Here is a 10,817-nt window from a genome sequence, read left to right as displayed (position 1 = left end):
GAAGCCGTCGTAAGTTATTACCAACTTCCACCCAACTGGGCCCCGGCCTCCGCCGGGGTACATCGAGCGTTTTGCCAAGATCGCGAAAGCATTCGGGTAATCCGCAAAAAGCCGCGCGCCTATCCAGGCCGGCGCATCTCGAACCGCGTTTCGGGCGTGACTTCGAAATAATCCGCCGGACCGCCGCCGCGCAGGATCGGGCGGGCGCGGGCGGTCTGGTAGACGCCGTCGTCCAGCATCGCGGCATCGATATGGATGCCGATCGCCTCGCCGATCACCAGATACTGGTCCAGCTCCACGCCATGCCGGTCGGTCAGCCGGATGAGCTGGGTCAGCTTGCATTCGAACGCCACCGGGCTCGCCGCCACGCGCTCCGGCGTCACCAGCCGCGAGCGCAGCGTTTCCAGCCCCGCCAGCCCGAATTCGTCCACCTCCGGCGGCACGATCGCCGCGGTCGCGTTCATCGCCTCGGCAAGGTCGCGCGTCGCGAGGTTCCAGACGAACTCGCCGGTCGCGTCGATATTGGCGACGCTGTCCTTCCACCCCATCGACGAAAAGGCGATCAGCGGCGGCGAATAGTTGATCACGTTGAAGAAGCTATAGGGCGCGATGTTGCGCACCCCATCGGCGGAGACGCTGCTGATCCAGCCGATCGGTCGCGGTGCGACCATCGCGTTGAGCGGGTCGTGCGGCAGCCGGTGGCCGTCGCGCGGTTCGTAGAAATGCCATTCGATCATGGCTGCTTAACTGCTATGACGCGGGAATGGACGCAACACGACCCGGCACGTCGATCTTCCGCCACGCGCTGGCGACGCGCATCTGGCACTGGATCAACGCCGTCGCGGTCGTCATCCTGCTCGGCAGCGGGCTCGGCATCTCCAATGCGCATCCGCGGCTCTATTGGGGGCGGTACGGGGCGAATTTCGACCACGCCTGGGCGCAGTTGCCGCGCTTTCCGGCGTGGATCACCATTCCCGCCAATTACAATCTCGCCATCTCGCGCCGCTGGCACCTACTGTTCGCGCTGGTGCTCGCCTTCGGCCTGCTCGCCTTCATGATCGCCAGCCTGATCAACCGCCATTTCGCGCGCAAGCTGCGGCTGACGCGCGCCGACGTCAGTCCCGCGCATCTCGCCGAGGATGTCCGCGACCACCTCAATCTCCGCTTCCACGACGCGGACGACCCCGGCGCGTACAACAGCCTTCAGAAATGGAGCTACATCCTCGTCATCTTCCTCGCGCTGCCGCTGATGATCCTCACCGGGCTCGCGCTGTCGCCGGGGATGGATGCGGCCTGGCCGTGGCTGCTCGACCTGTTCGGCGGCCGCCAGTCGGCGCGGTCGCTGCATTTCGTCACCTCGGCGACGATCGGCGGCTTCGTCGTCGTCCATCTGACGCTCGTCATCCTCGCCGGCGCGGGCAACGAACTGCGCTCGATGATCACCGGCAAGTGGAAGGTGCCCGAAGCATGATCCTCCCCCGCCGTACATTGCTGACGGCAGGCGCCGGGCTGCTGCTCGCCGGCTGCGACAAGGTCGCCGCGCTTCCCCAAACGCGCAAGATCCTGTTCGCCGGCGAGAATATCCACCGCGGCCTGCAACGCGCGTTGCTCGATCGCGGCGCGCTCGCGCCCGAATTCAGCCGCGAGCAGATGTCGCCGATCTTCCGCGCCAACGGCACACGCGATCCCGGCACGCCCGATTATGCCGCGATGGTCGCCGACCAATTCGCGGGTTACCGCCTCAAGATCGGCGGCCTCGTCGACCGGCCGCTCTCGCTGTCGCTCGATCAGCTCGCGTCGATGCCCGCGCGCAGTCAGATCACCCGCCACGATTGCGTCGAGGGCTGGAGCGCGATCGGCCAGTGGCAGGGACCGATGCTCGGCACCGTGCTGAAGGCGGCGGGGATGCGCACCGGCGCACGCTACGTCGTCTTCACCTGCGCCGACCTCTACAACGGCCAGCCCTATTACGAATCGATCGACACGATCGACGCCTTCCACCCACAGACGATCCTGGCGCTCAAGATGAACGGCGCCCGCCTCACCGTCCCGCACGGCGCGCCGGTGCGGCTGCGCGTCGAGCGCCAGCTCGGCTACAAGCACGCCAAATACGTCACCGGCATCGACGCGGTCGCCAGCCTCGCCACCATCGGCAAGGGCAAGGGCGGCTATTGGGAGGACAATGTCGATTACGATTGGTATGCGGGCATCTAGCGGATTAAGGCAGCGCGCATGGCGCTGATCGATATGTTCCTCAGCCGCGCCGTCAAGCGTGGCCAACTCACCCTCCACCGTCCCGGCAAACCGCCCGCCACCTTCGGCACTCCCGATCCAGAGCTCGGTCATATCCAGCTCCGGTTCCAGGATAACGGCGTCGCCGGACGGATCGTCCGCAACCCCGCGCTCGCCGCCGGCGAGATGTATATGGACGGCCGCATGACCGTCGACGGCGACGACATCATGGGCCTCGTCCAGTTGATGAAGCGCAACAGCGCGTGGGAAGCCGGCCAGAACGCGCTGCAACCCTCCGCCTTCGTGCGCGGCTTCGGCGCGGTGAAGCACCGGCTCGACCGGATCAACATGGAGCGCCGCTCGAAGCAGAACGTCGCGCATCATTACGATCTGTCCGCGCGACTCTACGACCTCTTCCTCGACGCCGACAAACAATACAGCTGCGCCTATTACACCGATCCCGACAACAGCCTCGAACAGGCGCAGAGCGACAAGCTCGCGCATATCGCCGCCAAGCTGGCGATCCGGCCGGGCATGCGCGTGCTCGACATCGGCTGCGGCTGGGGCGGCATGGCGCTGTATCTCAACAAGCATTTCGGGGTCGAAGTGCTCGGCGTGACGCTGTCGGAAGAGCAGCTCAAGATCGCGCGCGAACGCGTCGCCGCCGCCGGCGTCGCCGACAAGGTCAAGTTCGAGCTGATCGACTATCGCCGCGTCGAGGGGCAATTCGACCGCATCGTCTCAGTCGGCATGTTCGAACACGTCGGCCCGCCGCAATATCGCGCCTATTTCCGCAAATGCCGCGACCTGCTCACCGCCGATGGCGTCGCGCTGATCCACACGATCGGCCGGCTCGGGCCGCCCAGCGTCACCGACGACTGGACGACGAAATATATCTTCCCCGGCGGCTACAATCCGGCGCTGTCGGAGACGATCGCGGCGTTCGAGGGGCTGAAGCTGTTCCTCACCGACGTCGAGGTGTTGCGTCTCCATTACGCCTACACTTTGTACGAATGGTATCGCCGGACGGTGGCGGCACGCGACGCGATCGTCGCGCTCTACGACGAGCGCTTCTACCGGATGTGGACCTTCTATCTCGCCGGCGCGGCCAATGCGTTCGAGAATGGCGGGCTGGTCAATTTCCAGATCCAGTTCAGCCGCAGCCGCACCGAATTGCCGATCACCCGCGACTATATGTTCGAGGGCGAACGCGCGCTGCGGGGATCGTAACCCCCTATCGTCATCCCGGCGTACGCCGGGACCCATGGTCACGGTGTCGCCGCTAGTCGCGCGCACCATCAGCCGCTCGCAACCATGGGTCCCGGCTTTCGCCGGGATGACGGTAGGGATGGAGTCGTTAAGCCCTACCGCGCTTTGGGCACCGGTGCCGGCGCGATGATCGCCGCGCGCGCGGCGGTGCGCTCCTCGAGGCTCACCACGCCGTCGTGGTTGGTGTCGTACCGCGACGCCAGCGCACGGAACAGGCCCTGCATCTCGGCGGGGGTCACCTTGCCGTCGTGATTGGCGTCAGCGGTGTTGAACCATGCGGTGCTGATCGCCTTGGCCTTGCCCGGCGGCATCTTGTTCTTGCCGACATCCATCCGCGCGACGCGCGCGTCGATCTCGGCGCGGGTCAGCACGCCGTCGTGATTGGCATCGCTGCGGTCGAATTCGGCCTTCAGCTTGGGATCGATCGCCTGCGCCGCCACCATCGGCGTGGCGAGCATCAGAACGGGCAATGCGGCGAGCAACGGACGAAACATGATGTCTCCGAAAAAAGGGATCGGCCGCGATACTAGCGGCAGCCGTTTAAACCCACCGTGAACGCAACCGTTGCGCGGGCGCGCGCAGGAGCCTAGGGGCGCGGCGACCCGACCATAGCCAAGGATGCTGCCGTGACCGATCAGATCAACCGTGTCGTTCTCGCCTATTCGGGCGGGCTGGATACGAGCGTGATCCTGAAGTGGCTGCAACAGACGTATAATTGCGAGGTGGTGACCTTCACCGCCGACCTCGGCCAGGGCGAGGAGCTGGAGCCCGCGCGCCAGAAGGCGCAGATGGCCGGCGTCAAGACCGAGCATATCTTCATCGACGACCTGCGCGAGGAATTCGTGGCGGATTACGTCTTCCCGATGATGCGCTCCAACGCCTTGTACGAAGGCCTGTATCTGCTCGGCACCTCGATCGCGCGGCCGCTGATCGCCAAGCGCCAGATCGAGATCGCCCGTCAGGTGAACGCCGATGCGGTCAGCCACGGCGCGACCGGCAAGGGCAACGACCAGGTCCGCTTCGAACTCGGCTATTATGCGCTCGCACCCGATATCAAGGTGATCGCGCCGTGGCGCGAATGGGATCTGACCAGCCGTACCCGGCTGATCGAATTCGCCGAACAGCATCAGATCCCGGTCGCCAAGGACAAGCGCGGCGAATCGCCCTTCTCGACCGACGCGAACCTCCTGCACACCTCGTCGGAGGGCAAGGTGCTCGAGGATCCGTGGCAGGAGGTGCCCGATTACGTCTATTCGCGCACGGTGAACCCCGAGGACGCGCCCGACGCACCCGAATATATCACGATCGACTTCGAGCGCGGCGACGGCGTGGCGCTGAACGGCGAGGGGGTGAGCCCGGCTACGCTGCTGACCAAGCTCAACGAGCTCGGTCGCCGTCACGGGATCGGCCGGCTCGACCTCGTCGAGAACCGCTTCGTCGGGATGAAGAGCCGCGGGATGTACGAAACGCCGGGCGGCACCATCTATCACCTCGCGCATCGCGGCATCGAACAGATCACGCTCGATCGCGGCGCGGCGCACCTCAAGGACGAGCTGGCGCCGCGCTATGCGGAGCTGGTCTACAACGGCTTCTGGTTCAGCCCGGAGCGCGAGATGCTGCAGGCGGCGATCGACCACAGCCAGGCGAAGGTCAGCGGCACCGTCCGCCTCAAGCTCTACAAGGGCGGCGTCTATATCGTCGGCCGCAAGTCGCCCAATTCGCTCTATTCCGAAAAGGTCGTGACCTTCGAGGACGATCAGGGCGCCTACGACCAGCGCGACGCGGCCGGCTTCATCAAGCTCAACGCGCTGCGCCTCCGTCTGCTCGGCCGCCGCGACGCGTAAGCTGCCGTTCGACGAAGCGGCGCGCTCAGCCATATCAGCCGTCACCCCGGCCTTGCGCCGGGGTCCCGCTTCTTCCCGGTCACCGACGAAGCGGGATGCCGGATCACGTCCGGCATGACGGAGCTCACCTCCATTCGGCGCACCCGGCACGACAATGCTTGTCGGACGCCGTCCCCACCCACTAAGGCAGGATGATGCAGGGGCATAAGCTGCACTGGTGGCAAACGCGGTGGTTCGTCGTGGCGATGGTGATCGCGGCGGTGATCCCGTTGCTGTGGCCCGACATCCCGCCGCTAGTCGACCTGCCCGGGCATATGGGCCGCTATCGCGTCCAGCTCGACGGCGCCGCCTATCCGTGGCTCGCCGAATGGTACGACTTCCGCTGGGCGCTGATCGGCAATCTCGGCGTCGACCTGCTGATCGAGCCGCTCGCGCCGATCTTCGGCCTCGAACTCGCGGTCAAGCTGATCATCATGGCGATCCCCGCGCTCACCGTGTCGGGGCTGCTGTGGATCGCGCGCGAGGTGCACGGCCGCATCCCCGCCACCGCGCTGTTCGCGCTGCCGCTCGCCTACAGTTATCCCTTCCAGTTCGGCTTCGTGAATTTCGCGCTGTCGATGGCGCTGGCGCTCAACCTGTTCGCGCTGTGGCTGCGGATGGGCCGGCTCGGCAGCCTCAAACTGCGTGCGATCCTGTTCGTGCCGCTGTCCTGCGCCTTGTGGGTCTGCCACACCTTCGGCTGGGGGGTGCTCGGCATCCTCGCCTTCTCGGCCGAGATGGTCCGCCAGCACGACCTGCGCAAGGACGGCCGCGGCGGGCATTGGCTGGAAAGCTGGACACGCGCCGCGATCGGCTGCCTGCCGCTCGCCTTGCCGTTCCTGATGATGGTGCTGTGGCGCTCGGGCGATCACGTCACCGGCAAGACGATGGACTGGTTCAACTGGCGGGCGAAGGTCGGCTGGGTGATCATGGTGCTGCGCGACCGCTGGATGGCGTTCGACCTCGCCTCCGCCACCGTGCTGTTCGTCATCCTGCTCAAGGGCGTGCGCGACCATCGCGTCGAATATTCGCGCAACCTGCTGCTCTCGACGCTGTTCCTGACCGCGATCTTCGTGTTGCTGCCGCGCATCGTCTTCGGCTCGGCCTATGCCGACATGCGGCTCGCGCCGTTCGTGATCGCGATCGCCTTGATCGCCTTGCGCCCGCGTCACGGCCTGTCGTTCCGTGGCGCCTCGACGCTGGCCGCGCTCGGCCTGCTGTTCTGCGGCGCGCGGCTGGTCGGCACGACGATCAGCTATCTCCAGTTCGATCGGGAATATGACCGCACGCTCGCCGCGCTCGATCACGTCCCCAAAGGCGCGCGGCTGCTGACGATGGTCGGGCGGACCTGCCGCGACGAATGGCTCTATTCGCGGCTCGAACATGCTGCCGGCATCGCGCTCGAACGCCGCATCGCTTATGCCAACGATCAATGGTCGATGGCCGGCGGGCAGTTGCTCACCGTCCGCTACACGCCCGCCGGACGCTTCGCGCACGACCCGTCGCAGCTCGTCACCGACCGGCGCTGCCGCGGCGAATGGTGGCGGCCGCTGCGCGTCTCGCTCGCCTATCTGCCGCGCGACGCATTCGATTACGTCTGGCTGATCAATCCGGCGCCGGTCGAGCCCGAATTCCTCACCGGCCTGACGCCGATCTGGCGCAGCGGTCGCGACGTTCTCTACCGGATCGACGATCGCCGCCGCCCGAACGTGGTGCTCGACCCCGATCTGCTGCCGCCGCGGCGGCGCCCGGTCAGCCTTCTCCCTTCCTGAACGGCGCCAGTTCGGCGAGGTAGCTCTGCTCGTCCGCCACCGCGGCGCGCTCGCGGACGAGGAAATCGGCGATCGCCCGGCGAAAGCCCGCATCCGGGATATAATGCGCCGACCAGGTCGGCACCGGCACATAGCCGCGCGCCAGCTTGTGCTCGCCCTGCGCGCCCGCCTCGACCGTCTTGAGCCCGCGTGCGATCGCGGCATCGATCGCCTGATAATAGCAGAGCTCGAAATGGAGGAACGGCACCTCCTCGGTACAGCCCCAATAGCGGCCGTAGAGCGTCTCCGCGCCGATCAGGTTGAGCGCCCCCGCGATCGGCCTGCCGTCGCGCTCGGCGAGGATCAGCAGCACGTCATCGCCCATCGTCGCGCCGAGCAGCGGGAAGAAGCTGCGCTTGAGATAGGGCTGCCCCCATTTGCGGCTGCCGGTATCCTGATAGAAGGTCCAGAAGGCGTCCCAATGTTCCGGGCGGATCTCGGCGCCGGTCAGATGCCGGATCGTCAGCCCCTGCACCGCCGCCTCACGCTCTTTCCGGATCGCCTTGCGCTTGCGGCTGGCGAGCGCGGCGAGGAAATCGTCGAAGCTGGCATATCCCTGGTTCGCCCAGTGGAATTGCGTGCCTTCGCGGATCAGCCAGCCCGCCTGTTCGAACAACGGCACCTGCTCGGGGCTGAGGAAGGTGGCGTGCGCGGAAGACAGGCCATGCTGGTCGGTCACCGCCTCGAGCGCCGCGATCAGCGCCGGGCCGGCGCTCTCCTCGCGCAGCAGCAGGCGCGGGCCCGGCACCGGGCTGAACGGCGCGGCGATCTGGAGCTTGGGATAATAATGCCCCCCTGCCCGCTCCCACGCGTCGGCCCAGGCGTGGTCGAAGACATATTCGCCCTGGCTGTGGCTCTTGGCATAGGCCGGCGCGACCGCGGCCGGCATACCGTCGGCACCGTCGACGACGATCGGGATCGGCTGCCATCCCGACCGGCCGCCGGTGCTCGCCGACTCCTCGAGCGCGGCAAGAAACGCGTGGCGGACGAAGGGATTGCCGGTGCCGGCGCAGGCATCCCATTGCTCGGCCGGGATGGCGCGGACGCCGTCGACGAGGCGGGCGGCGACCTGGGTCATGCGGCGAGGATCGTGAAGGTCATCGCCGCCGATATAGGCGTTCTGCTGCCGTTGCGGAGGGGTGTCCGGCACGATCGCTCGCACAATCCATGCGCCACCCCTGACCCGTTCCGGGGTCCACCCTGCGGCGAGGAGAACAGCCGGAGGCGGTCGTGGCGATCGCCGTTCACGCCCTCCCGCATCCTGCAAAGGAAATCATGTTCACGCGGAGGCGCGGAGGCGCGGAGATGTCTCGCTTGGGGTGGCGGGGCCCTGTCATTTCACGCCTCGGTGAAAGCGCCGCTGACGCGGCGGGCGCGACACCTCCGCGTGGACCGTCTCTTCCTATCGACGGTGTGGGCGGGGCGACGCCCCCCCCAAATCACGCCAGTTCGACGATCGCATCCACCTCGACCGCGGCACCGAGCGGCAGCACCGGCACGCCGACCGCGCTGCGGGCATGCTTGCCGGCGTCGCCGAACAGCGCGACCATCAGCTCCGACGCGCCGTTGGCGACCTTGGGCTGGTCGGTGAAATCGGCGGCCGAATTGACGAACACGCCGAGCTTCACGATCCGCTTCACCCGCGACAGATCGCCGCCGAGATATTTCTTCACCTGCGCGACGATCATCAGCCCGCACAGTTTCGCGGCCTCCTGCCCGTCCTCCAGCGAGACGCCGTCGCCGAGCCGGCCGGTGACGAGCTGCCCCGCCTTGAACGGTAACTGTCCCGACAGATGGAGCATGCCGCCCGCCTCGACCACCGGCACATACGCGGCGACGGGGGCGGCGGCTTCGGGCAGCGACAGGCCGAGTTCCTCGAGCTTGCGATCGACGTGGGTGGTCATGGCTGGGGTCCTTTTCGGAATGTGATGCGAGGCCGCTTAGCCGATTGGGCGGGCGGGTGGAACGCCGTCGCGCGTCGATCTCCAACCCGTTCCGTCATCCCGGCGGACGCCGGGACCCATGGTGGCGGGGGGGGTAGCGAGGCTCGCTGACGCCGATGGCGCCGTGTCCATGGGTCCCGGCCTTCGCCGGGATGACGAAGGTGGTGTGGAGAGCCGGCCTGAAAAACCTAAGCCCCCACCCCCGCGGCAAACCGCGCGGCGATCCAGTCTGCCGCCTCGCGCCAGTCGTCGATCCGCGCATGTGCATGCTCGGCCGGCGGCACGTTGGGTGCCAAAGTCGGTTCCGACACCATGTGCAGGCGATGCACCTCGGGGGCGTGGCGCGCGACCGATTCGTGATGCACCGCGAGATCGTCGACGAACACCGTCACCGGGTCGCCATATTCCGCCCGCAATCGTGCGACCGGATCGCCCTTGCCGCCCTGGTTGCATTCGACGCGATGCGCGATGCCGAACCGCGCCAATTGCTCGATCCGCGCCGGCTTGCACGCATCGGTGATGTTGGTGAGCACGACGATGTCCGCCTGCTCCGCCAGCCGCGCCAATGCCTCGGCGGCATGGGGCACCAGAGTCTGCCGGTGCATTTCGTCGGGGAAGAAGCCGCCGAGCATGTCCCACATCTCCTCGCGCGTCGGCGCGGGGCCGCCGTCGCGGCGGCGCATGCTGTTGGCGAAATCGGCACCGTCGGGGGTGAAGTCGATGGCGTGCGCCTCCCCGACCCAGGCGCCGAAATGCTTCACCATGTGCAGCAGCACCTCGTCGCAATCGGTAATCAACAACGGTTTCATCGCAGCTCCAAAGCCTGGCGGGCGCCGACCAGCGCCTCGGGGGGAACGCCCAGCGCATGGGCGCAGGCGATCAGATCGGGTTCGTAGGATTCGAGATATTCGATCACCGCGCCCAGCACCGCCGGCTCGCCCGCCCGCGCGCGCAGATCGTCGGGGAACAGGCCGGTGACCGCGATCAGCCGGTCGGCGCGGTCTGGCTCGCCGATCGCCCACACCAACGCCTGCAGGGCGAGCACCTCGGGATCGGGGATGTTTGTATCGCGCGCGCGCATTGCCTATCGTCCATTATCGGAAGGGTTGGTGACGCACGTGGCGAAACGGGTACTCGTTGTCGAGGACAACGAACTCAATCTGAAACTGTTCTGCGACCTGTTGCGCGCGCACGGCATGACCGCCGAGCCGGTGCGCGACGGGCGCGAGGCGGTGGCGCGCGCGCGCGCCTTCGGTCCCGACCTGATCGTCATGGATATCCAGATGCCGCACGTCACCGGCTACGAGCTGATCCTCGAATTGATGGCCGACGAGCAATTGCGCGAAATCCCGGTGATGGCGGTGACGGCCTATGCCGGCCGCGACGACGAGGAGCGCATTCGCGCTGCCGGCGCACGCTCCTATGTGTCGAAGCCGATCAGCCTCGCCCGGTTCATGGATGCGGTGAACGCGTTGCTCTGACGGAAAGACGCCCTGCCGAGCCGGCGAGGCATCGACAGGGCGCCGCGCGCTTCCAGACCCCTGCCCCCCGAAAAGGGCCAGATGCTGCAAGCCTGCTAAAAACGTGACACCGGCCGTCCGGTTCCCGCCCCCCCCCGGCACCCCGACCCTCGCTGCCACACAAACCAAGGGCGGCATCCTCGTTAAGAGAACACCGCC

At 66.9% G+C, this 10,817-nt stretch carries 12 protein-coding genes; 6 read left to right on the top strand and 6 right to left on the bottom strand.

What is annotated here, in order from left to right; all coding sequences use genetic code 11:
* Nucleotides 1–119: 119 nt before the first annotated feature.
* Nucleotides 120–737, bottom strand: a complete 618-nt coding sequence (locus tag SFC76_RS18460) for a flavin reductase family protein (protein ID WP_322850870.1) — start codon at nt 735–737, stop codon at nt 120–122.
* Nucleotides 738–763: 26 nt separating this feature from the next.
* On the opposite strand from SFC76_RS18460, the gene SFC76_RS18455 reads away from it, so the two are divergent.
* Genes SFC76_RS18455 through SFC76_RS18445 form a run of 3 tightly spaced genes read left to right on the top strand, consistent with a single transcriptional unit; the run spans nt 764 to nt 3,462 of the window.
* A complete protein-coding gene (locus SFC76_RS18455; RefSeq protein WP_322850869.1) occupies nt 764–1,471 on the top strand; it encodes a cytochrome b/b6 domain-containing protein in 708 nt (235 codons plus the stop codon).
* A complete protein-coding gene (locus SFC76_RS18450; RefSeq protein ID WP_322850868.1) occupies nt 1,468–2,214 on the top strand; it encodes a molybdopterin-dependent oxidoreductase in 747 nt (248 codons plus the stop codon). Before SFC76_RS18455 ends, SFC76_RS18450 begins: the two co-directional genes overlap by 4 nt.
* A gap of 18 nt (nt 2,215–2,232) precedes the next feature.
* Entirely contained in the window at nt 2,233–3,462 is a 1,230-nt protein-coding gene (locus SFC76_RS18445) for a cyclopropane-fatty-acyl-phospholipid synthase family protein (RefSeq protein ID WP_322850867.1), read from the top strand.
* A 134-nt stretch (nt 3,463–3,596) separates the two neighbouring features.
* Here the strand turns inward: SFC76_RS18445 and SFC76_RS18440 are convergent, their stop codons facing one another.
* Nucleotides 3,597–3,995 (bottom strand): EF-hand domain-containing protein, encoded by a 399-nt coding sequence (locus SFC76_RS18440; protein WP_322850866.1) that lies wholly within the window; start codon nt 3,993–3,995, stop codon nt 3,597–3,599.
* 132 nt (nt 3,996–4,127) lie between these two features.
* Between SFC76_RS18440 and SFC76_RS18435 the strand changes: the two genes are divergently transcribed.
* Together SFC76_RS18435 and SFC76_RS18430 are read left to right on the top strand one after the other, a co-directional pair.
* Nucleotides 4,128–5,345 (top strand): argininosuccinate synthase, encoded by a 1,218-nt coding sequence (locus SFC76_RS18435; RefSeq protein ID WP_322850865.1) that lies wholly within the window; start codon nt 4,128–4,130, stop codon nt 5,343–5,345.
* A gap of 191 nt (nt 5,346–5,536) precedes the next feature.
* On the top strand, nt 5,537–7,156 hold the full coding sequence (locus SFC76_RS18430) for a hypothetical protein (RefSeq protein WP_322850864.1): 1,620 nt from the start codon (nt 5,537–5,539) through the stop codon (nt 7,154–7,156).
* On the opposite strand, the gene SFC76_RS18425 is transcribed toward SFC76_RS18430, so the two are convergent.
* From SFC76_RS18425 to SFC76_RS18410, 4 genes are all read right to left on the bottom strand, one after another.
* Entirely contained in the window at nt 7,137–8,273 is a 1,137-nt protein-coding gene (locus SFC76_RS18425; RefSeq protein WP_322850863.1) for a GNAT family N-acetyltransferase, read from the bottom strand. The genes SFC76_RS18430 and SFC76_RS18425 overlap by 20 nt on opposite strands.
* A 361-nt stretch (nt 8,274–8,634) precedes the next feature.
* Nucleotides 8,635–9,099, bottom strand: a complete 465-nt coding sequence (locus tag SFC76_RS18420; RefSeq protein ID WP_322850862.1) for a RidA family protein — start codon at nt 9,097–9,099, stop codon at nt 8,635–8,637.
* A gap of 227 nt (nt 9,100–9,326) precedes the next feature.
* On the bottom strand, nt 9,327–9,947 hold the full coding sequence (locus SFC76_RS18415) for an HAD family hydrolase (RefSeq protein WP_322850861.1): 621 nt from the start codon (nt 9,945–9,947) through the stop codon (nt 9,327–9,329).
* Nucleotides 9,944–10,219: a DUF3572 domain-containing protein gene (locus tag SFC76_RS18410; RefSeq protein ID WP_322850860.1), complete on the bottom strand. Its 276-nt coding sequence runs from the start codon at nt 10,217–10,219 to the stop codon at nt 9,944–9,946. Before SFC76_RS18410 ends, SFC76_RS18415 begins: the two co-directional genes overlap by 4 nt.
* A gap of 37 nt (nt 10,220–10,256) precedes the next feature.
* On the opposite strand from SFC76_RS18410, the gene SFC76_RS18405 reads away from it, so the two are divergent.
* The gene (locus SFC76_RS18405; protein ID WP_322850859.1) at nt 10,257–10,619 is read left to right on the top strand and encodes a response regulator; all 363 of its coding nucleotides are present in this window, start codon (nt 10,257–10,259) and stop codon (nt 10,617–10,619) included.
* Nucleotides 10,620–10,817: the final 198 nt, after the last annotated feature.

Origin of the sequence: Sphingomonas sp. CD22 (assembly GCF_034556155.1) — a bacterium.
Classification (GTDB): Bacteria; Pseudomonadota; Alphaproteobacteria; order Sphingomonadales; family Sphingomonadaceae; genus Sphingomonas.
Note: the sequence above shows the minus strand (reverse complement) of the source record. Positions and strands in the feature narration are given on the sequence as shown.

Coding starts and splice junctions, on each gene's coding strand:
- SFC76_RS18460 (WP_322850870.1), bottom strand. CDS start 737: ATGATCGAATGGCATTTCTACGAACCGCGCGACGGCCACCGGCTGCCG.
- SFC76_RS18455 (WP_322850869.1), top strand. CDS start 764: ATGGACGCAACACGACCCGGCACGTCGATCTTCCGCCACGCGCTGGCG.
- SFC76_RS18450 (WP_322850868.1), top strand. CDS start 1,468: ATGATCCTCCCCCGCCGTACATTGCTGACGGCAGGCGCCGGGCTGCTG.
- SFC76_RS18445 (WP_322850867.1), top strand. CDS start 2,233: ATGGCGCTGATCGATATGTTCCTCAGCCGCGCCGTCAAGCGTGGCCAA.
- SFC76_RS18440 (WP_322850866.1), bottom strand. CDS start 3,995: ATGTTTCGTCCGTTGCTCGCCGCATTGCCCGTTCTGATGCTCGCCACG.
- SFC76_RS18430 (WP_322850864.1), top strand. CDS start 5,537: ATGATGCAGGGGCATAAGCTGCACTGGTGGCAAACGCGGTGGTTCGTC.
- SFC76_RS18425 (WP_322850863.1), bottom strand. CDS start 8,273: ATGACCCAGGTCGCCGCCCGCCTCGTCGACGGCGTCCGCGCCATCCCG.
- SFC76_RS18420 (WP_322850862.1), bottom strand. CDS start 9,099: ATGACCACCCACGTCGATCGCAAGCTCGAGGAACTCGGCCTGTCGCTG.
- SFC76_RS18415 (WP_322850861.1), bottom strand. CDS start 9,947: ATGAAACCGTTGTTGATTACCGATTGCGACGAGGTGCTGCTGCACATG.
- SFC76_RS18410 (WP_322850860.1), bottom strand. CDS start 10,219: ATGCGCGCGCGCGATACAAACATCCCCGATCCCGAGGTGCTCGCCCTG.